Annotated in this window: 20 protein-coding genes; 11 read left to right on the top strand and 9 right to left on the bottom strand. The window is 74.6% G+C overall.

Features of this window, described 5'->3' with window-relative positions; translation table 11 throughout:
• Window positions 1-30 precede the first annotated feature (30 nt).
• From ACIQVD_RS00160 to ddaH, 7 genes are all read left to right on the top strand, one after another.
• Window positions 31-1,200: an acyl-CoA dehydrogenase family protein gene (locus tag ACIQVD_RS00160; protein ID WP_400689028.1), complete on the top strand. Its 1,170-nt coding sequence runs from the start codon at window positions 31-33 to the stop codon at window positions 1,198-1,200.
• A gap of 103 nt (window positions 1,201-1,303) precedes the next feature.
• Window positions 1,304-3,031, top strand: a complete 1,728-nt coding sequence (gene tsrT, locus ACIQVD_RS00155) for a tryptophan 2-C-methyltransferase (RefSeq protein ID WP_400689031.1) — start codon at window positions 1,304-1,306, stop codon at window positions 3,029-3,031.
• Window positions 3,032-3,218: 187 nt separating this feature from the next.
• Window positions 3,219-3,896, top strand: coding sequence for a response regulator transcription factor (locus ACIQVD_RS00150; RefSeq protein ID WP_111554354.1), 678 nt, complete (start codon window positions 3,219-3,221; stop codon window positions 3,894-3,896).
• Window positions 3,897-3,954: 58 nt separating this feature from the next.
• Window positions 3,955-4,305, top strand: coding sequence for a cupin domain-containing protein (locus tag ACIQVD_RS00145; RefSeq protein WP_402284931.1), 351 nt, complete (start codon window positions 3,955-3,957; stop codon window positions 4,303-4,305).
• Window positions 4,302-4,649, top strand: coding sequence for a hypothetical protein (locus ACIQVD_RS00140; RefSeq protein ID WP_100835554.1), 348 nt, complete (start codon window positions 4,302-4,304; stop codon window positions 4,647-4,649). Before ACIQVD_RS00145 ends, ACIQVD_RS00140 begins: the two co-directional genes overlap by 4 nt.
• Window positions 4,646-5,998 (top strand): FAD-binding oxidoreductase, encoded by a 1,353-nt coding sequence (locus ACIQVD_RS00135; RefSeq protein ID WP_402284929.1) that lies wholly within the window; start codon window positions 4,646-4,648, stop codon window positions 5,996-5,998. Before ACIQVD_RS00140 ends, ACIQVD_RS00135 begins: the two co-directional genes overlap by 4 nt.
• A 105-nt stretch (window positions 5,999-6,103) precedes the next feature.
• Entirely contained in the window at window positions 6,104-6,913 is an 810-nt protein-coding gene (ddaH, locus tag ACIQVD_RS00130; protein WP_400689038.1) for a dimethylargininase, read from the top strand.
• A 57-nt stretch (window positions 6,914-6,970) separates the two neighbouring features.
• Here the strand turns inward: ddaH and katG are convergent, their stop codons facing one another.
• Window positions 6,971-9,193: a catalase/peroxidase HPI gene (gene katG, locus ACIQVD_RS00125; RefSeq protein WP_400689040.1), complete on the bottom strand. Its 2,223-nt coding sequence runs from the start codon at window positions 9,191-9,193 to the stop codon at window positions 6,971-6,973.
• 192 nt (window positions 9,194-9,385) lie between these two features.
• On the opposite strand from katG, the gene ACIQVD_RS00120 reads away from it, so the two are divergent.
• Window positions 9,386-9,796, top strand: coding sequence for a Fur family transcriptional regulator (locus ACIQVD_RS00120; RefSeq protein ID WP_400689278.1), 411 nt, complete (start codon window positions 9,386-9,388; stop codon window positions 9,794-9,796).
• A 102-nt stretch (window positions 9,797-9,898) separates the two neighbouring features.
• Here ACIQVD_RS00120 and ACIQVD_RS00115 read toward each other — a convergent pair whose 3' ends face one another.
• The 3 genes from ACIQVD_RS00115 to ACIQVD_RS00105 all read right to left on the bottom strand — a co-directional run bounded on the left by ACIQVD_RS00115 (window position 9,899) and on the right by ACIQVD_RS00105 (window position 12,838).
• Entirely contained in the window at window positions 9,899-11,260 is a 1,362-nt protein-coding gene (locus ACIQVD_RS00115) for an MFS transporter (protein WP_400689043.1), read from the bottom strand.
• Window positions 11,257-11,715 (bottom strand): acyl-CoA thioesterase, encoded by a 459-nt coding sequence (locus tag ACIQVD_RS00110; protein ID WP_400689046.1) that lies wholly within the window; start codon window positions 11,713-11,715, stop codon window positions 11,257-11,259. Before ACIQVD_RS00110 ends, ACIQVD_RS00115 begins: the two co-directional genes overlap by 4 nt.
• A gap of 91 nt (window positions 11,716-11,806) precedes the next feature.
• A complete protein-coding gene (locus tag ACIQVD_RS00105) occupies window positions 11,807-12,838 on the bottom strand; it encodes a methyltransferase (RefSeq protein WP_402284926.1) in 1,032 nt (343 codons plus the stop codon).
• 201 nt (window positions 12,839-13,039) lie between these two features.
• Here ACIQVD_RS00105 and ACIQVD_RS00100 point away from each other — a divergent pair, with 201 nt between their 5' ends.
• The gene (locus tag ACIQVD_RS00100) at window positions 13,040-13,993 is read left to right on the top strand and encodes a proline iminopeptidase-family hydrolase (RefSeq protein WP_402284924.1); all 954 of its coding nucleotides are present in this window, start codon (window positions 13,040-13,042) and stop codon (window positions 13,991-13,993) included.
• The gene (locus ACIQVD_RS00095; protein WP_402284922.1) at window positions 13,990-14,862 is read left to right on the top strand and encodes an LLM class F420-dependent oxidoreductase; all 873 of its coding nucleotides are present in this window, start codon (window positions 13,990-13,992) and stop codon (window positions 14,860-14,862) included. The genes ACIQVD_RS00100 and ACIQVD_RS00095 overlap by 4 nt, the downstream gene beginning before the upstream one ends.
• Window positions 14,863-14,927: 65 nt before the next feature.
• On the opposite strand, the gene ACIQVD_RS00090 is transcribed toward ACIQVD_RS00095, so the two are convergent.
• The 5 genes from ACIQVD_RS00090 to ACIQVD_RS00070 all read right to left on the bottom strand — a co-directional run bounded on the left by ACIQVD_RS00090 (window position 14,928) and on the right by ACIQVD_RS00070 (window position 20,152).
• Window positions 14,928-16,499, bottom strand: coding sequence for a GMC family oxidoreductase (locus ACIQVD_RS00090; RefSeq protein WP_402284920.1), 1,572 nt, complete (start codon window positions 16,497-16,499; stop codon window positions 14,928-14,930).
• A gap of 78 nt (window positions 16,500-16,577) precedes the next feature.
• Window positions 16,578-17,801 (bottom strand): beta-ketoacyl-[acyl-carrier-protein] synthase family protein, encoded by a 1,224-nt coding sequence (locus tag ACIQVD_RS00085; RefSeq protein ID WP_400689061.1) that lies wholly within the window; start codon window positions 17,799-17,801, stop codon window positions 16,578-16,580.
• On the bottom strand, window positions 17,798-18,046 hold the full coding sequence (locus tag ACIQVD_RS00080) for an acyl carrier protein (RefSeq protein WP_100835545.1): 249 nt from the start codon (window positions 18,044-18,046) through the stop codon (window positions 17,798-17,800). The genes ACIQVD_RS00085 and ACIQVD_RS00080 overlap by 4 nt, the downstream gene beginning before the upstream one ends.
• Before the next feature lie 63 nt (window positions 18,047-18,109).
• The gene (locus tag ACIQVD_RS00075) at window positions 18,110-19,111 is read right to left on the bottom strand and encodes a beta-ketoacyl-ACP synthase III (protein ID WP_400689065.1); all 1,002 of its coding nucleotides are present in this window, start codon (window positions 19,109-19,111) and stop codon (window positions 18,110-18,112) included.
• Window positions 19,112-19,375: 264 nt separating this feature from the next.
• The gene (locus ACIQVD_RS00070; RefSeq protein WP_400689068.1) at window positions 19,376-20,152 is read right to left on the bottom strand and encodes a BTAD domain-containing putative transcriptional regulator; all 777 of its coding nucleotides are present in this window, start codon (window positions 20,150-20,152) and stop codon (window positions 19,376-19,378) included.
• A gap of 263 nt (window positions 20,153-20,415) precedes the next feature.
• Here ACIQVD_RS00070 and ACIQVD_RS00065 point away from each other — a divergent pair, with 263 nt between their 5' ends.
• Entirely contained in the window at window positions 20,416-21,279 is an 864-nt protein-coding gene (locus tag ACIQVD_RS00065) for a DUF5829 family protein (RefSeq protein WP_400689070.1), read from the top strand.
• Window positions 21,280-21,312 lie beyond the last annotated feature (33 nt).

The raw sequence follows: 21,312 nt of genomic DNA, 5'->3' as shown, positions 1-21,312 counted from the left end.
CACCCCCGACAGAGAAGGAGAAGTGACGCGATGACATCGGAGATCCTGCGCCGGGCCAAGGAGCTGGCGCCGGTGCTGCGGGAGCGGGCCCCGGAGATCGAGGCCCACCGCACCCTGCCCGCCGAGGTGGTCGAACTGCTGCGCTCCACCGGCGTGTTCGGCATGTGCTACGGCCCCGAGTGGGGCGGCCCCGGGCTCACCTCGATGGAGCAGACCGAGGTGGTGGAGGCGCTCGCGTACGGCGACGCCTCGGCCGCCTGGTGCGCGGTGATCGGCGCCAACACCGGCATCTACGCCAACTTCCTGGACCAGACCGTCGCCAAGGAGGTCTTCCCGCGCCTGGACCTGGTGGTGGCCGGGCTGCTCCAGCCCGCCGGCCGGGCCGAGCGGGTCCCCGGCGGCTTCCGGCTCAGCGGGCGCTGGTCGTTCGGCTCCGGCGTCAAGCACGCCGACTGGGTGACCTCCGGCGCCTTCCTCTACCAGGACGGCGAGCCCTGGGCCGAGCCCGGCAGCAAGCACCGGCACGACTCCCGGCAGTTCCTGGTGCCCCGCTCCGCCGTCGAGGTGGTCGACAACTGGGACACCACCGGCCTGTGCGGCAGCGGCAGTTGCGACTACACGATGGACGACGTGTTCGTCCCCGAGGAGCACACCTACACCTTCGCCACCCCGCAGGGCCGCCCCGGCCCGCTCGCCCAGCCGGACTCCTTCACCCGGGCGATGTGCGGCGTCCCGCTCGGGGTGGCCCGCGCCGCCCTCGACCACGCCCGCGAGGTCGCCACCACCCGCTACGACCGGATGGCCGGCCGCAGCTGGGCCGACAGCTGGCGGGTGCAGACCGAACTCGCCCGGCTGGAGGCCGAGTTCAACGCCACCCGGGAGGGCGTGTACGGCGCGATGCGCCGGCAGTGGGCGGTGCTGGCGGCCGGCGGCACCCTGGACGACCTCACCCCGACCGAGCGGGCCGCCTCCCCGCTGTCCTGGCTGCACGCCTTCCGCAGCTCGCGCGACGTGGTCGCCCGGCTCTACGACCTGCTGCAGACCTGGTCGATCAACCGCTCCTCGCCGATGGACCGCTGGCTGCGCGACACCACCGTGCTCGTCCAGCACCTGGTCGCCCAGGACCGCATCCTGCAGTCCGCCGGGGCCTACCTGCTGGGCTCCGAGCCGGAGTTCGGCATCAGCCTCGGCCTGGTCTGAGCCCCGCCGTAACCGAGCCCCCGCCGCGGACCAGCCCGCGCCGCAGCCGAGCCCGCGCCGCAGTTGCGCCCCCCGCCGCCAACCCCCAAGGGAGGGAACCCCGATGAGCAGACTCGTCCTGCTGGTCAACCCGAACAAGGTGCATCCGCCGATCGCGCCGTACGCCCTCGACGTGCTCACCACCGCGCTGGAGGACGACGGCTTCGAGGTGGAGGTGCTCGACCTGACCTTCCGCCGCGACGACTGGAAAGCCTGCCTGCACGAGTACTTCGCCGAACGCTCCCCGATGCTGGTCGGGGTGACCGTCCGCAACACCGACACCGTGTACGCCTTCGAGCAGCGCCCGTTCGTCGGCGAGCACCGGGAGATCATCACCGAGATCCGCCGGCACACCGACGCGCCCGTGGTCGGCGGCGGGATCGGCTTCTCCACCATGCCGTTCGCGCTGGTCGAGTACTTCGGCATCGACTACGGCGTGAAGGGCCCCGGCGAGAAGATCCTCTGCGAGCTGGCCGCCGCGATCGCCGAGGGCCGCGACACCGCCGGCATCCCCGGCCTGATCCGCAACACCGCGCGCGGCGCCGTCCGGGTGCCGCCCGCCGTCCTCACCGTCCGCCACGGCAAGCCCCAACCCGCCGAGGCCACCGGGCAGTTCGAGCCCCGGGTCTGGCAGGTCGACCGGCTCTCGGTGTACCGGCGGCGCTCCGGCGTGCCGCGCCGGGTCGACAACCTGGAGTACTACCGGCGCGGCGGCCTGGGCTCGATCCTGACCAAGAACGGCTGCGCCTACCGCTGCTCGCACTGCGTCGAGCCCGACGCCAAGGGCACCCGCTACGGGCAGCGCGAACTCGCCTCGGTGGTCGACGAGATGGAGTCGCTGGCGGCCCAGGGCATCCTGGACCAGCACACCACCGACAGCGAGTTCAACCTGTCCATCGCGCACGCCAAGAACCTGCTGCGGGAGGTGGTCCGGCGCCGGCACGCCGACCCGGACAACCCGCTCAACCAGCTGCGGCTCTGGGTCTACTGCCAGCCCAGCCCGTTCGACGAGGAGTTCGCCGACCTGCTGGCCGCGGCCGGCTGCCGGGGCGTCAACGTGGGCAGCGACCACATCCGCCCCGAGGTGCTCAGCGGCTGGAAGGTCACCGAGAAGGGCGGCACCTACTACACCTTCGCCGACACCGAGCGGCTGGTGCGGCTGTGCCACGAGCGCGGCATCCTCACCATGGTCGAGGCGCTGTTCGGCATGCCGGGGGAGACCCCCGAGACGGTCCGCGCCTGCGTGGACGCCTTCATGGCGCTGGACGCCACCGTCACCGGCTTCTCGCTCGGCCTGCGGCTGTTCCCGTACACCCCGATGGGCATCGACATCGCCGAGCGGTGCGCGGGCGTGCGCACCGTCCCCGGCCTGCAGTCCAACACCGCGGACGGCCCGATCGTGCTCAAGCCGCTGCGGATGTGCGCCTCCCCGGCCGAGTACGAGCGGCAGTTCATGTTCGACGAGCACGGCAACTTCCGGCTGGTCTGCTACTTCTCGCCGGACCTGCTGCCCGACCCGGCCCGGGCCGCGGACCCGGCCGAGCGCTGGCACGGCGCGGTCACCGACCTGTGGGCGCTGATCGACCCGGCCGACCACCACCGGGTGATGCTGCCCACCGTCGAGGGGATGAGCGAGCACGACAACAACTACGCCGACAACCCCTTCCTCACCAGCCTGGGCGGGCTCGGCTACACCGGCGCCTTCTGGTCGCACTGGCGCGGCCGCGAGGAGATCATGCGCAAGGCCCGGGAAGCCGCCGCCCAATCGTCACATCTGCCAACTCCTGTATGACATTGCGCACTTGAGGTGCCGGTTTGATCGGATCATGATGAGATAACGGAATCATCACTACCCGTGATCATCCGCTGCCGTACCGCTGCCCTACCGCCGCCGCAGGACCGCCGCACTGCCGCACTGCCGCACCGCCGCTGCCACGCCGCGCACCACCCGCCGCACCACCACACGCCGCGAGGGGACGATGAACCAGCACGGGACCACCGCACCGCTGACCGTGCTGCTCGCGGACGCCCAGCCCGCCGTCCGCCAGGGCGTCCGCTCCATGGTGGAGTCCGGCGGCGGCGCGGCGGTGGTCGGCGAGGCCGGCACCACCGGCGAAGTGCTCGCCGCGACCTCCCGGCACCGGCCCGACGTGCTGGTCCTCGACCCGCAGATGGACGAAGGCACCGGCATGCGGATGATCAGCCAGGTGCTGCGGCTCACCCCCGAGACCGGCGTCCTGGTGTTCAGCCCCCTCGACGACGACAAGGCCGTCGCCGCCGCCTTCCACGCCGGCGCCCGCGGCTACCTGGTCAAACGCGCCACCGCCGACCAGATCGTCCGCGGCATCCACGCCGTCGGCGCGGGCGAGGCCATCCTCGACCGCGCCATCGCGGCCCGGCTCGGCACCCTGATCGGCGTCGGCCCGCGCCCGCGCAGCTACCCGTTCCCGCAGCTCAGCGACCGCGAACGCGAGGTCCTCGAACACCTCGCCGCCGGGCGCTCCAACACCTTCATCGCCCGGGAACTCGCCCTCGCCTCCAAGACGGTCAGCAACCGGATCTCCGGCATCCTCGGCAAGCTCGGCGTCGCCGACCGCGCCCAGGCCCTGGTCCTCGCCCGCGACGCCGGCCTCGGCCACGCCGCCGCGGCCCGCTGACCCGCGCTCCCCCCACCTCCGCCCCTTTGCCACCGCCTCCGCCGAACGGAGCCCCGCCATGCCCGAGAACGGCCCGCCGCCCGGCCTGGTGATCCGCCGCCAGGAACCCCGGCAGCTCGAACGCGCCCACGGACTCGACCTGAAACTCCTGCACCCCTGGGGCGAGTTGACCACCCCCTTCCACGGCGCCTGGTGCGTGCTGCGCCCCGGCGACCTCACCGACACCCACCAGCACACCGAACGCGAACTCTTCATCTGCATGAGCGGCCGCGGCGAGGTCCGCACCGCCGACGGCAGCCACCCCATCGCCGCCGGCGACCTCGTCCTGCTCCCCGCCGACACCGACCACGCCGTCGCCAACCCGCACGACAGCGACTTCGCCTACTACGCCATCTGGTGGCAGGCGTGAACCCCCGCCACCCCGCCCCGCTCGACTACGACGGCCGCCGCTTCCACGCCCCCGACGGCGACCGCCGCACCGTCGCCGTCTACCACCAGCAGGGCGACCTGGTCTGGGGCGAGGTCACCGGCGGAACCATCCAGCGCGGCTGGACCGCCGGCACCCGCCAGCCCGACGGCACCCTCGCCATGGGCTACACCTTCGTCCTCACCGACGGCCAGATCGTCTGCGGACGCACCCACAACACCCCCACCCTCACCCCCGACGGCCGCATCCGCCTGCACGAGACCTGGGAGCGCTACGGCCCCACCCCCGGCACCGGCACCTCCACCATCGAGGAGATCGCCCCGTGACCGCCGACTGGGCGCTGCTCGACAAGCACACCACCGGCCCGCTGCTGCGCCCCGGGGACGGCGCCTTCCACGAGTCCTCCGCGGCCTTCAACGAACGCTGGGCCGACCGCGCGCCCACCGCCGTGCTGCGGGCCGCCGGCCCGCCGGACGTGCTGCGGGCCATCGACTGGGCCCGCGACCACGCGGTGCCGATCGTGCCGCGCGGCGGCGGGCACTCGTACGCCGGGAACTCCGTCAACTCCGGCCTGGTGGTGGACCTGCGGGCCCTGGACGCGATCACCGTCGACCCGGCGACCGGGCGGGTCACCGTCGGCGGCGGCGTGCTGACCGGCGCGCTGTACGCCGCGCTGCGCCCGCACGGCCTCGCGCTGCCGCTCGGCAACGGCGCCGGGGTGGGGATCGCCGGGCTGGCGCTCGGCGGCGGCTCCGCCGCCACCTCCCGCCGGTTCGGACTGACCGCCGACACGCTGCGCGCCACCACCCTGGCCACCGCCGACGGCACCGTCCTGACCTGCGACGCGGACCGCAACGAGGACCTGTACTGGGCCTGCCGGGGCGGTGGCGGCGGCAACTTCGGGATCAACCTCGACCTGACCTTCCAGGCCGTCGAGGCACCCGCCGCGTCCACCTGCCTGCTGCTCTGGGAGGCCGAGCACGCCGAGCACGTGCTGCACGCCGTCCAGGAACTGATGCTCACCGCGCCCGAGGAGACCTCGCTGCGGCTGGGCGTCGCCACCTCCGGCGGCCGGACCCTGGTCTCCACCGTCGGCCTGCACCTGGGCCCGGCCGCCGAGCTGCGCGAGCTGCTCGCCCCGGCGTTCGCCGCCGGGCCGCCGCTGCGCGCGGAGATCGCCGACCGGGCCTTCTGGGACGCGATGGACTACCTGCGGCACGAGACCAGCGGCGGCGCGTTCGCCGTCCGCACCCACTTCGCGGCCCGCCCGCTGCCGCCCGCCGCGCTGGCCGCCGCACTGGCGCACCTGGCCGCCGCGCCGCCCGGCGGCAACGCCGACGGCTGCGGGTTCGCGCTGTTCGGCTGGGGCGGGGCGATCAACCGGGTCGACCCGGCGGCCACCGCCTTCGTCCACCGCGACGCGCAGTACCTGGTCAGCCTGGACACCTCCTGGCTGCCGGGCGAGGACCCGGCCCCGCACCTGGACTGGCTGGCCGGACTCGACCGCCTGATCGCCGCGCACGCGACCGGCGGCGCCTACCTGAACTTCACCGATCCGGACCTGCGGGGCTGGCGCGACGCCTACTACGGTGCCAACTACCCCCGGCTGGTGGCCACCAAGCAGCGCCACGACCCGGACCGGCTGTTCGCCTTCCCGCAGTCCATCGGCAGTTGAAACCGCACGCGTGAAACCGCACGTGCGGAACCGCACGTGCCCGCGCACGGAACGCCCCCGACCGACCGTCGGCCGTTCCGTCCCGCCCCGGAAGGAGACACCACCGTGTCGCCGCGAACCGCGACCCCGCGCCACTACCTGATGTGCCGGCCCGCGCACTTCACCGTCGACTACTCCATCAACCCGTGGATGGACCCGGCCAAGCCCACCGACACCGGCACCGCGCTGGCCCAGTGGGACCAGCTGCACGCGCTGTTCCGGCGCCTGGGCCACACCGTGGAGCTGATCGAGCCGCTGCCCGGCCTGCCCGACATGGTGTTCGCCGCCAACGGCGCCACCACGCTCGACGGCCGGGTGCTCGGCGCCCGCTTCCGCCACCCCGAACGGGCCGCCGAGGGCCCCGCGTACGCCGACTGGTTCCGCGAGCGCGGCTGGCGGGTCAAGGACGCCGAGCGGACCAACGAGGGCGAGGGCGACCTGCTGGTGGCCGGCGAGCGCATCCTGGCCGGCACCGGCTTCCGCACCGAGACCGCCGCGCACGCCGAGGCCCGCGAGTTCCTCGGCCGCGAGGTGGTCACCCTGCGGCTGGTCGACCCCCGCTACTACCACCTGGACACCGCGCTCGCGGTGCTCAGCGACACCGAGATCATGTACCACCCGCCAGCCTTCGACGCCGCCTCCCGGGCGGTCCTGGAGCGCCTCTACCCCGACGCGCTGCTGGCCGACGCCGACGACGCCCGGGTGTTCGGCCTGAACGCGGTCTCCGACGGCGCGCACGTCGTCCTCCCGGAGGCCGCCGTCGGCCTGGCCGAGCGGCTGCGCGAACGCGGCTTCACCCCGATCGGCGTCGACCTGACCGAACTGCTCCGGGCCGGCGGCGCGGTCAAGTGCTGCACCCTGGAGCTGCGCCGCTGACGGCACGGCGGAGGGCCCGGACCGCCGGTGCGGTCCGGGCCCTCCGTCAGCTCACCCTCACGCCAGGTCGAAGCGGTCCAGCTCCATGACCTTCGTCCAGGCGGCGGCGAAGTCCTTGACGAACTTCTCCTCGGCGTCGTCCGAGGCGTACACCTCGGCCAGCGCCCGCAGCTCCGAGTTGGAGCCGAACACCAGGTCGGCCCGGGTGCCGGTCCACTTCACCGCGCCGGAGGCGTCCCGGCCCTCGTACACCGTGTTGTCGGAGGCGACCGGGGCCCAGACGGTGCCCAGGTCCAGCAGGTTGACGAAGAAGTCGTTGGACAGCGTGCCCGGGCGCTCGGTGAGCACGCCGTGCTGCGAGCCGCCGGTGTTGGCGCCCAGCACCCGCAGGCCGCCGACCAGGACGGTCAGCTCGGGGGCGGACAGGTTCAGCAGGTTGGCGCGGTCCACCAGCAGGTACTCGGCCGGCAGCCGGGTGCCCTTGCCCTGGTAGTTGCGGAACCCGTCGGCCTGCGGCTCCAGCGCGGCGAACGACTCGACGTCGGTCTTCTCCTGGGTGGCGTCCACCCGGCCCGGGCGGAAGCCCACCTCGACCTCGACGCCGCCCTCCTTCGCGGCCCGCTCGACCGCCGCGGTGCCGCCCAGCACGATCAGGTCGGCCAGCGAGACCTGCTTGCCGCCCCGCGCGTTGAACTCCTGCTGCACGCCCTCCAGCACCCGCAGCACCTGCGCCAGCTGCTCCGGGTCGTTGACCTCCCAGCCGCGCTGCGGCTCCAGCCGGACCCGGGCGCCGTTCGCGCCGCCGCGCTTGTCGCTGCCGCGGAAGGACGCCGCCGAGGCCCACGCGGTGGACACCAGCTGGGCGGTGGTCAGGCCGGAGTCCAGCAGCTTCGCCTTGAGCGCCGCCACGTCCGCCGCGTCGATCGGCTCGCCCTGGGCGGCCGGCAGCGGGTCCTGCCAGAGCAGCTCCTCGGACGGGACCTCCGGGCCGAGGTAGCGGACGACCGGGCCCAGGTCGCGGTGGGTCAGCTTGTACCAGGCCCGGGCGAAGGCGTCCGCGAACGCCGCCGGGTCGTTCAGGAAGCGGCGGGAGATCTGCTCGTACACCGGGTCGAAGCGCAGCGCCAGGTCGGTGGTGAGCATCTGCGGGGCGTGCTTCTTCGCCGGGTCGAAGGCGTCCGGCACGGTGCCCGCGCCGGCGCCGTCCTTCGGCTTCCACTGGTGCGCGCCGGCCGGGGACTTGGTCAGCTCCCACTCGTGGCCGAACAGGATCTCGAAGAAGGAGTTGTCCCAGGCGGTGGGGGTGTTGGTCCAGGTCACCTCCAGGCCGGAGGTGATCGCGTCGGCGCCCTTGCCGGAGCCGTAGCTGCTCTTCCAGCCCAGGCCCTGCTCCTCCAGCGCCGCGCCCTCGGGGTCGTCGCCGACGTTGTCCGCCGGGCCCGCGCCGTGGGTCTTGCCGAAGGTGTGGCCGCCGGCGATCAGCGCGACGGTCTCCTCGTCGTTCATCGCCATCCGGCGGAAGGTCTCGCGGATGTCGCGGGCCGCCGCGACCGGGTCCGGGTTGCCGTTGGGGCCCTCCGGGTTGACGTAGATCAGGCCCATCTGGACGGCGCCCAGCGGCTCCTCCAGGTGGCGGTCCCCGGTGTAGCGCTCGTCACCCAGCCAGGTGGTCTCCGGGCCCCAGTACACGTCCTCGTCGGCCTCCCAGACGTCCGCCCGGCCGCCGCCGAAGCCGAAGGTCTCGAAGCCCATCGACTCCAGCGCCACGTTGCCCGACAGGATCAGCAGGTCGGCCCAGGACAGCGCCTGGCCGTACTTCTGCTTCACCGGCCAGAGCAGGCGGCGGGCCTTGTCCAGGTTGGCGTTGTCCGGCCAGGAGTTGAGCGGGGCGAAGCGCTGCTGGCCGGCGCCCGCGCCGCCGCGGCCGTCGGTGATCCGGTAGGTGCCGGCGCTGTGCCAGGCCATCCGGATGATCAGCGGGCCGTAGTGGCCGAAGTCGGCCGGCCACCAGTCCTGCGAGGTGGTCAGCACCGTCTCGATGTCGCGCTTGACGGCCGGCAGGTCGAGCGAGGCGAAGGCCGCCGGGTAGTCGAAGTCCGCGCCCAGCGGGTTCGCCACCGCCGGGTTCTTCGCCAGGATCTTCAGGTTCAGCCGGCGCGGCCACCACTGCTGGTTGCCGCCGCCCTGGGTCGGATGGGCGGCCCGGCCGTGCGCGACCGGGCAGCCGCCCGCACCCTCGGACTTGGGGTCGGTGACGATGGCGTCGTCGTTCTCGGGCATGGGGATGTCCCTCCGGGTCGGGCGGATCACGTTCTGCGACGGGCACCTTGGCTGTTCGCCGGAACAGATCCTAAGATAGACGAAGTCTAAGTCAAGAACATGGTCAATCGGGTGGTGGTCCCGCTCGAATCGGGTGTCCGGCGACACCCGCTGTACAGTTCGGGCGAATGTTGAGCTGATTGGGTGAACGAGATGAGTGACCTGCTGGAACGACTGCGGGCCCGCGGCTGGCGGCTGACCTCCCAGCGCCGGGTGGTCGCCGAGGTGCTCGACGGCGACCACGTCCACCTCACCGCGGACGAGGTGCACGCCCGCGCCGCCGACCGCCTCCCCGAGATCTCCCGGGCCACCGTCTACAACACGCTCGGCGAACTGGTCACCCTCGGTGAGGTCCTCGAGGTCGCCACCGACGGCCGCGCCAAGCGCTACGACCCCAACGCCCACCAGCCCCACCAGCACCTGGTCTGCTCCGGCTGCGGCACCGTCCGCGACGTCCACCCCACCGGCGACCCGCTCGCCGCCCTCCCCACCGCCGAACGCTTCGGTTTCACCGTCGCCACCGCCGAGGTCACCTACCGCGGCCTCTGCCCCGACTGCACCTGACCCCGCCCCCGGACGCCCGCCCGGGCCCGCCCGTCCGCAGTTCGGCGGGCGCCCTCTCCACGGGCGGCCTCTCCACGGGCACCGTCCCGGCGGACGGCCGGTTCAGCGGACGCCGCGGATGCGCTGGACCAGGACCGCGCCGAGGGCGCTGAGCACCGCCGTGGTGCCGAACAGGGCCGGGTAGCCGCCCAGGTGGGTGACCAGCAGGGCGGCGATCGCCGGGCCGAGCACGTGGGGGAGCGCCGCCGCCACGTTGATCACGCCCAGGTCCTTGCCGTAGGTCTCCGGGTCCGGCAGGACCTCGGTGATCAGCGCCTGGTCGACCGAGACGTACACGCCGTAGCCGAGCCCGAACAGCGCCGCCGCGACGATCGCCACCGGCCAGGTCGGCACCGCCGCCAGCAGTCCGGCGCCCACCGCGATGACCAGGCCGGCCGCCGTCACCGGGGCCTTGCGGCGGCCGATCCGGTCCGAGACCACGCCGCCCGCGAAGGCCGCCAGCACGATGCCCACCGAGTACAGGCCGACCAGCACCAGCAGGCCCTGCTCGGCCCTGCGGCCCGGGAAGAGCGTCTCGTAGTGGATCCGGTCGCGCAGGAAGTACAGCAGGTAGAGGGTGCCGGTGGCGTTGCCGAGCTGGATCAGCAACCGGGTCAGCCAGGCCAGCGCGAAGTCCGGGTGGCGGCGCGGGCTGATCAGGAAGGAGCGCAGCAGGGCGCGCGGCCCGATCCGGCCGCCCGCCGCCGGGCTCCGCTCCGCCGCTGCCTTGGCCGGTGCCTCGCGCAGGGAGCGCAGGAAGGGCAGCTGGGCCGCCAGCAGCAGGACGAGCAGCACCAGGTAACCGGCCGCGTCGTCCGCCAGGCCGGTCACCGCGGCGGTGCCGACCAGCACCGCCAGCGGCTGGGTCGCCCCCACCCAGGCGCTCACCACGGCCCGCTGGGAGACCGGCACCCGGGCCGGCACCACCGCGACCAGCGCGGCCTGCGCCGCGCTCAGGCCCAGCTGGACCATCACCCAGCCCGCCATCAGCCCGGCCACCGTGTGCTGCCCGGCGAGCAGCCCGAGGCCCGCCGCGCCCAGCAGGCTGCCGCCCGCCAGCCACGGCCCGCGCCGACCGAACCGCGAGGTGGTCCGGTCGGACAGCGCGCCCACCAGCGGGTTGGCGACCAGGGCGACCAGGGCGCCGACCCCGGTCACCAGGGCCAGCGAGGCTTCCTTGTGGCCGGGGGAGAACACCTCCAGCTGCCGGGCCAGCAGCACCTGGACGGGCGTGTACAGGGCGGCCCACAGGCCCAGCGAGGCGAGCGCGATGCCCGCGACGAAGCCGCGGCCCACCCGCTCCGGCGACGGCGCGGAGCCCGCTGCGGCGGGAGCGGAGCCCACCGCGGCGGACCCGGCGTCGGCTGCGGCGGGAGCGGCGGCGGGGACGTCGTCGGCGGGGACGTCGGTACGGTGTCCGGTCACAGCAGTGTCTTCGCCACGGTGTGGAACTCCGGTGTCCAGGAGGTCGGTCGGAGGGTCTCGCGGTCGATCCGCACGTGCACCCGGCGGCCCTCGGCGTGCACCGTGCCGCCGTCGGCGGACAGCACCCGGAAGCCGTACTCGGCGGTGCTGTCGGTGAGCCGGGAGATCCAGAAGTGCACGCCGACCTCGCCGATGCCGCGGATCGGGCTGCGGTAGGAGATCGCGAACTCGGCGACCGCGAGGAACACGTCCGGCCGGCTGTAGCGGCCGTCGGTGAAGGTGAAGCCCTCGCGGGCCCAGAACACCGTCAGCGCGTGCTCCAGCAGCACCGGGTAGCGGGAGTTGTGGACGAACCCCATCGCGTCGAGGTCGTCGAAGTGCACGAAGACCGGTTCGGTCCGGCCGCGCGGCGGACCGGCGCTCTCCGGGGTCCCCGGGTCCTGCTGAGTGGGCATCGCGTCTCCCTGGACGGCGGCGGAACGGCGGCGGCGGAACGGCGGCGGAACGGCGGTGGCGGAGCGACGGCGGCGGGGAAGGCGCCCCGGGTCAGGCCCGGACGGCCTCGACGACCGACACCGTGCCCGGCGTCGGGACGGTCCGGGTCCGGCGCAGGCCGGTGGCCGCCAGCAGGGCGTCGAACTCCGGCTCGGTGCGCTCCTTGCCGTCGAAGATGGTCATCATGGCGATGTCGTAGAGCTTGCCGGGGTGCGGGTCGTTGCCGGCCGGGACCACCGCGTCGACGATCAGCAGCCGGGCGTGCTCCGGCATCGCCGCCCGCACCGCGCGCAGGATGCGCAGGCAGTGCTCGTCGTCCCAGTCGTGCAGCACCCGCTTGAGCACGTACAGGTCGCCGCCGCCCGGGGCGGTGCTGAAGAAGTCGCCCTCGGCGGTCTCCCAGCGGCCCGCGATCGCCGGGTCGTCCAGCTCGTGCCCGGCCAGCACCGACGCCTGCTCGTACAGCACGCCGCGCAGGCCCGGATTGCGGCTCAGCACGGTGCGCAGGAAGCCGCCGGGGCCGCCGCCGACGTCCACCACGGTGCCCTCGGCCGGGAACTCGTAGCTGTCGGCGATGCCGCCCTGCTCGATCACCGACAGGTCGGCGATGCCCCGGTTGAAGGTCTCGGCGTCCTCGGGGACGGCGGCCAGGTGGTCGAAGAGCGGGGCGCCGAAGATCCCGTCGAAGGCGGTGCGGCCGTCCCGGACGGTCTGCTCCAGGCGGCCGGTGGACTCCCAGTACATCCGGTCGGTCAGCAGCAGCGCGGTGCTGCGCACCGAGTACGGGACGTCGGAGCGCAGCACGTGCGCGGCCGGGGTCAGGTGAAAGGCGCCCGCCTCGTCCTCGCGGAACAGGCCGCGGGTGGCCAGGAAGCGCAGCACCCGGTACAGCGACGGGGCGTCCGCGCCGACCGTCTTGGCCAGCTGCTCGGCGCTCTGCGGGCCGGACAGCAGCAGGTCGGGCAGGCCCAGCCGGACCGCGACCCGCAGCGCGGCCGGGTACAGGTAGCCGAGCGAGTCGCCGAGCACCTGGCGGACCGCGGCACCGATCTCCTCGGGCTGGGGGGGACGGACCTCGTTCACGGGCTCCTCCGGACTGCTCGCACGGGCGGCGGACAACCGGCCGCCGCACGTCAGACGACCGGCCGACATCGTGCCAGCAGCGTCTGACCGGGGGCTGACCGCAGGCTGACCGCACCCCCGCCACCCCGGGGGTCAGGACGCGGTCAGCCTCCGGTCAGGGTCGGTCGCGATGATGTCCGGACCATCGAACGGGGGGCCGACATGGCGGAGTCGACGCGGCGGGACGGGGCCGGGAGCCTGCTGGAGTGGCGCCGGGGCCGCACCTGGTACCGGGTGGTCGGGGGCCACCCCGGCGACCTCCCCGGTGACGGCGACGGCGGCGGCCGGGCGCCGCTGGTGCTCTGCCACGGCGGCCCCGGCATGACCCACGACTACCTGGTGCCGCTCGCCGAGGCGCTCGCCGCCGCCGGCCGGCCCTGCGTGCTCTACGACCAGTACGGCGTCGGCCGCTCCGGGCACCGCCCCGAGGCGCCCGCCGGGTTCTGGACCCCCGAGCTGTTCGTCGAGGAACTGCACGCCCTGGCCGACGCGTTGGGCCTGTCCGGCGGCTTCCACCTGCTCGGCCACTCCTGGGGCGGCATGCTCGCCCTGGAGACCGCGCTGACCCGGCCCGCCGGCCTGCGCGCGCTGGTCCTGGCCGACACCTTCGCCTCCTCGCCCGCCTACGTCCGCGGCGTCGCCGGGCTGCTGGCCCGGCTGCCCGCCGAGCAGCGCGAGGTGCTGGCGCGGCACGAGGCGGGCGAGCCGGTCGACCCGGCCGCGTACGGGGAGGCGATGACCGCGTTCTACCGGCGGCACGTCTACCGGGCCGGGCCCGCGCCCGAGGCGCTGCGCCGCACCATGGCCGCGATGGCCGAGGACCCCACGGTGTACCGGACGATGATGGGGGAGAGCGAGTTCAGCATGACCGGCAGCCTGCGGGACTGGGACTTCACCGACCGGCTGGCCGCGGTCGACCTGCCCGCGCTGGTGGTCTCCGGCCGGTACGACCAGGTCGTCCCGGAGGCCGCCGACGCGCTCTACCGGGGCCTGCCGCGCGCCTGGCGGCTGGAGTTCGGCGCCTCCGGCCACCTGCCGCACCTGGAAGAGCCGGCCGCTTTCCGGGCCGCGGTGGAGGTGTTCCTGGCCCAGGTCGAGGGAACACCCACCCCGTGATCGACTCCGCACCCGCCCTGCCCGTCGTCGGGCTGTTCGGCGCCAACCTGGGCCCGTTCGCCGACCCGGCCACGGCCACCCGCCTCGCCCGCCGCGCCGAGCGGCTCGGCTACGAGTCGCTGTGGGCCGCCGACCACGTCGTGCTGCCGGCCCCGCGCACCCCCGAGTCGCCGCTGGAGCCCGACCAGCCGCTGCTCGAACCCCTGGTGGCGCTCACCCACCTCGCCGCCCGCACCGAGCGGATCCGGCTCGGCACCGGCTGCATCGTGCTGCCGCAGCGCAACCCGCTGGTGCTGGCCAAGCAGCTCGCCTCGCTCGACGTGGTCAGCGACGGCCGCCTGCTGTTCGGCACCGCCGTCGGCTACCTGGAGCCCGAACTGCGCGCCCTCGGCGTCCCGGTGCGCGAACGCGGCGCCCAGATGGACGAGTACCTGCGGGCCGTCCGCTCGCTCTGGGAGGACGAACACCCGTCCCAGCACGGCAAGTTCGTCGACTTCGCGGGCGTCGACGCGCACCCCCGCCCCCGGCAGCGCCCGGTGCCGCTGCTGGTCGGCGGCCACAGCCGGGCCGCGCACCGGCGGGCCGCCCGGTACGGCGACGAGTGGTTCGGCTTCCGGCTGAGCCCGGCCGCCACCGCCGAGCAGCTGCGCTCGCTGGCCGGGGCCGCCGCCGAGGTCGGCCGCCAGGGCCCGCCGCTGCGGATCACCGTCGCCCCCTCCCGGCCGCTCGACCCGGACACCGTCCGCGCCTACGCCGAACTCGGCGTGCACCGGCTGGTGGTGATCACCCCGTACAACCCGGAGACCGCGCTGCTGGAGGAGCTGGTCGAGCGCAACGCCCCGGAGCTGATCGGGGCCCGCCCGCACTGACGCGCCACCGACGACGGGGGCGGACCGGCAGCCGCCGGTCCGCCCCCCACTTTTCCGACGGTCCGTCAGTTCGCCGCGCCCACCCACCCGGTGCCGTGCTCGGCCGCGATGAACTCGGCCGCCCGCTCGCCCACCAGCAGCGCCGGGGCGTGCGTGTTGCCGGTGGTCACCGTCGGGAAGACCGAGGCGTCGGCGACCCGGAGGCCCGCCACCCCGTGCACCCGCAGCCGCGGGTCGACCACCGCGTCCGCGTCCACGCCCATCCGGCAGGTGCCGACCTGGTGGTGGTAGGTGCCGACGGTGCGCCGGACGTGCTCGCGCAGCTCCGCGCCGGAGCCCGCCGGGCCGGGGTACAGCTCGCGCGCCCCCCACTCGGTGCGCAGCGGTTCCGCGTTGCCCAGCTCGCGGCAGAGCTCGACCGCGGCGACCAGCCGGTCCACGTCCGCCGCGGTGCTCAACACGCCCGGGTCGATGAGCAGTTCGTCCTCCGGCTCGGCGCCGGTCAGTCGGATCGAGCCGCGCCCGGCCGGCCGGACCAGGCCCGCCTGGAGGGTGAAGCCGGTCGGCGGGCCGGACATGCCGGGCAGGTACATCGGGACGGGGAAGTGCAGCGGCTGGAGGTCGGGGCCGGGCAGGCCCGGGCCGCTGTGCCAGAACAGGTGCGTCTGGGCCGGGCCCAGCCCCTCGGAGGGGCGGCCCGGGTCGCGCTCGGTGGAGAACAGCACCGGCACCAGCAGGTGGTCGTGCAGGTTCCGGCCGACCCCGGGCAGGGCCGCCGCCACCTCCACCCCGACCGCCTTCAGCTCGGCCGGGTCGCCGATGCCGGAGAGCATCAGCAGCCGGGGCGACTCGATCGCGCCCGCGCTGACCACCACCTCGGCGTCCGCGGTGGCCGACTCCAACCGGCCCTCGCGCACCCACTCCACGCCGGTGCAGCGCCCGTCCCGGAGCAGCAGCCGCCGGGCCCGCGCCCCCGTCAGCACCTCGGGCCCGGGCACCCCCGGGCGGCGCAGGTACGCGGCGGCGGCGCTGAACCGGCGGCCCTGCGCGATGGTGAACTGGATCTGCGAAATGCCGTGCGGGCGGCCGTCGTTGTAGTTCTCCTGCCGCTCGACGCCGATGCTCCCGGCGGCCTCCAGGAAGGCCAGGTGCACCGGGTCGGGCCGGTAGTCGGTGAGCACCGGCACCGGGCCGCCCGCGCCGCGCAGCCCGTCCCCGCCGGTGTCGTAGTCCTCGATCCGGCGGAACACCGGCAGCACGTCCGCCCAGGACCAGCCGGCGTTGCCGAGGTACGCCCAGTGGTCGTAGTCGAGCGCCGCGCCGCGGGCCCAGATCATGGCGTTGAGCGAGCTCGACCCGCCCAGCACCCGGCCGCGCGGCCAGTGCAGCTGCCGGTCGGCCGCCCCCGGCTGGGCGGCGGTGCGGTACGCCCAGTCCTCCGGGCCGAACCACAGCTCGCCGAAGCGCCGCGGGTCGTGGATCGCCGGGTTGGTGTCGGCGCCGCCCGCCTCCAGCAGCAGGACCCGGGCGCCCGCCTCGGCGCAGCGGGCGGCGACCGCGCAGCCGGCCGAGCCGGCGCCGACCACGATGACGTCGTACCTGTTGTCGGTCCTGTCGTTGACCAAGGTCTCGCTCACGGTCCCATTTCCGTTGTGTGTGAGGGGCGGTCGGGCCCGGTCGGCAGGGCGGTCGGTCGGGCCCGGTCGGAGGGGCGGTCAGGCCCGGCCGACCACCAGGACCGCGTTCTGGCCGCCGAACCCGAAGGAGTTGCTCACCGCCAGGCCGACCTGCTGCGGACGCGGCGCCCCGGCCACCAGGTCCAGCTTGATCTCCGGGTCGGGCTGCTCCAGGTTCGCCGTCGGCGGCACCGTCGCGTGCTCCACGGTGAGCACCGTCAGCGCGGCCTCCACCGCGCCGGCCGCGCCCAGCGAGTGGCCCAGCACGCCCTTGACCGAGGTGACGGACGCGCCGGTGCCGATCACCCGCTCCAGCAGCCGGGCCTCGGCGACGTCGTTCAGCGGCGTCGAGGTGCCGTGCGCGTTGACGTGGTCGACCTCGTCCGGCGCGGCGCCCGCGTCGGCGAGCGCCGAGGTCAGCGCCCGGCCCTGGCCGACGCCCTCCGGGTCGGGGGCGGTCATGTGGTGGGCGTCCGCCGAGCCGCCGAAGCCCAGCAGCCGGGCCCGGACCCGGGCGCCGCGGGCGCGGGCGTCCGCCTCCCGCTCCAGCACCAGGATGCCGCTGCCCTCGCCGATCACGAAGCCGTCCCGGTCCTGGCTGAACGGACGCGAGGCGGCCGCCGGGTCGTCGGTGCGGCGGGACAGCGCGCCCATCTGGGCGAAGCCGGTGACGATCAGCGGGGAGATCCCGGCCTCGCTGCCGCCGGCGATCACCACGTCGCAACTGCCGTCGCGCAGCAGGCCCATGGCGATGCCGACGGCGGTCGAGCCGGAGGCGCAGGCGGTCGCGGTCACCAGGTTGGGGCCGGTCGCGCCGAACTCCATCGCCAGGTGGCCGGCCACCATGTTCGGCACCAGCATCGGGATCAGCAGCGCGGAGACCGTGGTCGGCCCGTCCTCGAGCATCCGGCGGTGCTGCTTCTCCCAGGTGGAGACGCCGCCGAGCCCGCAGCCGATCACCACGCCGACCCGGGCGGCGTCCCAGCTCCCGGTGTCCAGCCCGCTGTCCAGGACCGCCTCGCGGGCGGCCGTGACGGCGAGCTGGGTGAACCGGTCGTGCATCAGCGAGCTGCGCCGCCCCACGTGCTTGGCCGGTTCGAAGCCCGGCACGGCGCACGAGATGTCCACGGGCAGCCCGGCCAGCGCGGGGTCGCGCCGGGCGGCGGAGACCCCCGCCAGCACGCCCTGCCAGCTCGCCGCGGCACCGATCCCGGCCGGAGTGACCAGGCCGAGACCGGTGACCGCGACCGGGGTGCCGGTCATGACGCCTTCGCGGCGGCGACCTGCTCCTCGATCGCCTCGGCGGCCCGGCCGATGGTGTCCCGGGGGGTGGCGACGTCGTCGGAGATCTGCACCCCGACCTCCTTCTGCACCACCAGCAGCAGCTCGACCAGGAACAGCGAGTCCATCTCCAGGTCCTCGAAGGTGACGTCGGGCCGGATCTCCGAGCGCTCCACCTGGAACTGGTCGACCATCAGGTCGGCGAGGGTGTCGTACATCGTGGCCATGGTGGCTCCTTCGTCGTCGCGGGATGCGGAACGTGCGGGTGGAGAACGGGAACTGACGGGACGTCAGGACACGAAGCGGTCCGGTCCGGGCCAGGTGAGGGTGGCGGAGCCCCAGGTGAGGCCGCCGCCGAAGGCGGTCAGCAGGACGCGGTCGCCGGGCTTGAGCAGGCCGGCGCCGCGGGCGTCGTCCAGGGCGAGCGGGATCGAGGCCGCCGAGGTGTTGCCGACCTCGGCGATGTTGCCGACCGAGCGCTCGCGCGGCACCCCGAGGTCGTCGGCGAGCCGGTCCAGGATGCGCCGGTTGGCCTGGTGGCCGACCATCCAGTCCAGGCCGGACAGCTCCCAGCCGGCCCGGTCCAGCACGGTGCGCGAGGAGCGCGACATCCGCTCCACCGCGTGCCGGAAGACCGCCTTGCCGTCCATCGTGAAGTACGCCCGCCCCGGCTCCGGGGCGGCCGTGGACAGGTGCTGCTCGGAGCCGCCGCCGCGGACGGTGATCAGGTCGTACCCGTCCCCGTCGCTGCCCAGGTCGAACGCGCCCAGCGCGCCCGGCTCGTCCGGGTGGCCGGCCCGCAGCACCACCGCGCCCGCGCCGTCGCCGAAGATCACCGAGGTGGTCCGGTCGGCCGGGTCGAGGATGCTGGAGAAGGTGTCCGCGCCGATCACCAGGACCCGCTCGGCGATGCCCGCGGCGATCAGGCCGCTCGCCGAGGCCAGCGCGTACACGAAGCCGGTGCAGACCGCCGCCACGTCGTACGCGGCGACCGGGCCCAGGCCCAGCCGGGCCGCCACCAGCGGGGCGGTGGCCGGGCAGCTGCGGTCCGGGGTGGTGGTGGCGACCACCACCGCGTCCACCCCCGGCCGGTCCTCGGGGGCGCAGCTGGCCAGCGCCCGCCGGCCCGCGCCGACCGCCAGGTCGGAGGTCGCGGTGTCCGGGTCGGCCCAGTGGCGGCCGCCGATGCCGGTGCGCGAGCGGATCCACTCGTCGGAGGTGTCCAGCACCCCGGCGAGCTCGTCGTTGCCGACCCGGCGCGCGGGCAGGCAGCTGCCGATCCCGCAGAGCACGGCCGCCGGTGTCGCCGGGGTCACCGGGGGCCGCCGGGCGGGCGGGGGCGGTTCGAGGTCATGGCAGTACGCTCCTTTGGCGGAAGTCGCGGAAGACGCGGAAGTCGCGGCGGCACCGGGCGGTTCGGGGCACCGCGCGGGCGCCGGCGGGCACCGGTGGCCGGTGGAGCAGGTCGGTCCGGTGCGGCTGGTCGGATCGGTGGAGCGGGTCAGGTCGGTGGAGCCGGTCGGGCCGGCGCCGGCCGGTCGGGCCGGTGGAGCGGGTCAGCCCGCCGCGGCCACCGGGACGCGGAAGCCGGCCGGGCCGAGCAGCGCCGGGTCCTGGGAGAGGATCTCGGCGTAGCGGCGCTGCATGGCGTCGCCCGGCCGCAGGCCGAAGTCCTCGTCCAGCCGCAGCCGGGTGCGGTGGTAGGCGGTCAGTGCCTCGCTCTGCCGGCCGGAGCGGTACAGCGCCACCATGAGCAGTTCGCAGAACCGCTCGTGGGCGGGCCGGGCCGCGGTCAGCCGGCGCAGTTCGGCGACCGCCTGCCGGACGTCGCCGACCGCGAGCAGCGCCTCGGCCAGGTCCTCCTGGGCGGTCAGCCGCCGCTCCTCGAAGAGCGTCGCCGCCGAGCGGCAGCGCAGGCCGTCGCCGACGTCCACCAGGGCCGGGCCGCGCCACAGGTGGAGGCCGGAGCGGAGCAGCCCGAGGGCCCGGCCGGGCTCCGCGGCGAGCGCCGCCGAGCCCTGCGCGGTGAGCGCGAGGAAGCGGTTGGCGTCCACGCAGTCGCGGTCCAGGTCGAGCAGGTAGCCGTGCGGGACGGAGCGCAGCGCCGTCCCGCCGGTGCGCTCGCGGGCCGGGCCCTCCAGCACCCGGCGCAGCCGGGTGGCGGCGGCCTGGAGCGCGTTCGGGACACCGGCCGGGGGCCGGCCGGACCAGAGTTCCTCGGCCAGTTCCTGCTGCGGGACCACCCGGCCGATATTCAGGGCCAGGACGGCCAGGAGTGTGCGGACCCGGTTCGCGGGAATTGTTCGTTCAATGCCGCCGGTGGTGACGGACACGGCACCGAGGAGATTGATCTGCACGGTTCCCCCGAATCGCAAATCGAACGGACCGGAAGGATGCTCGCCCGGGATTCGACGCGGTGTCAAGCCCGGTCCTCCCGAGGCAGGGTGGAACCCAGGGTCGTCCCAGGGGTCCCCAGGGTTTTCCCCCGGTGTGTTCGAACGGAGCCCGATGCAAGACTCGAGCGGCCAGATGGCCTGGTCCGCCCGTGGGTGACCGGACACGGAAGCCGAGGGCGGGAACGAGATCGGGGAGACCGATGACAGGCGGATCCGCCTCCGGCGCCGAGCGCCCGGTGCCGCGCATCGACCACGTGATGGTCCTGGTCGGCGAGGACGTGCTGACGGCCGTCGATTCGAACAGCTTCGTCGAGGGCCGGTTCGGCCGGGTCAAGCGCAAGGTGGCCGACAGCTCGGTCGCCGGCTCCTACTCCACGCTCGGCGTGGCCGGCCGCAACACCCTGGTCGAACTCTTCGGCAGCCCGATGCCCAGCGCCTCGCCGCTCACCGGCGGTCTGGTCTTCTCCTTCGAGGAGCCCGGCTCCTCGCCGGTCGCGCACCGGCTGCTGGACGAGGCCGGCCTGCGCCACCAGCACCAACTGGTCACCCGGGCCGACCCCGGCAGCGGCGAGCAGCAGCCTTGGTACCACCTGATCAACGCCGACCTGGGCGAGGGCAGCCGGATCCTGCTGTTCCTCAACGAGGTCACCCCCGAGTACTTCGAGAGCCTCGGGGCGGTGCCCCGGCCCGACGGCGCCATGCGCCGCGCCGACTACCTGGACGCCTCGCTCGGCACCGCCGAGGACGGCCGGCTGCTGCGCGACCTGACCGGCGTGACCCTGGAGACCGGCCCCGAGCGGGCCGAGCGGCTGGCCGCGGTGCTGGGCGCGCTGGGCTTCGAACGGACCGCCGCCGCGGACGGCGCGATCCGGCTCTCCGGCGAGGACTTCGAGCTGGTCCTGAATGCCGGCGAAGGCACCACCGACCGGATTGCGGAAATCCGGTTGTCCGTGGCCGAAACGGCCCCGGGCGAACTCCCGGAATCCGTCGACTTCGACGGGAAGTCCCGGATCCTGTTCGAACCGCGGGGCGCGGCCCGGTGGATTTTCGACCCGGCGTCCTGAATATCCCGGCGGCGGCCCGGCAAACGATGCTCC

The organism is Kitasatospora sp. NPDC090308, from assembly GCF_044769485.1.
Classification (GTDB): Bacteria; Actinomycetota; Actinomycetes; order Streptomycetales; family Streptomycetaceae; genus Kitasatospora; species Kitasatospora fiedleri.
Note: the sequence above shows the minus strand (reverse complement) of the source record. Positions and strands in the feature narration are given on the sequence as shown.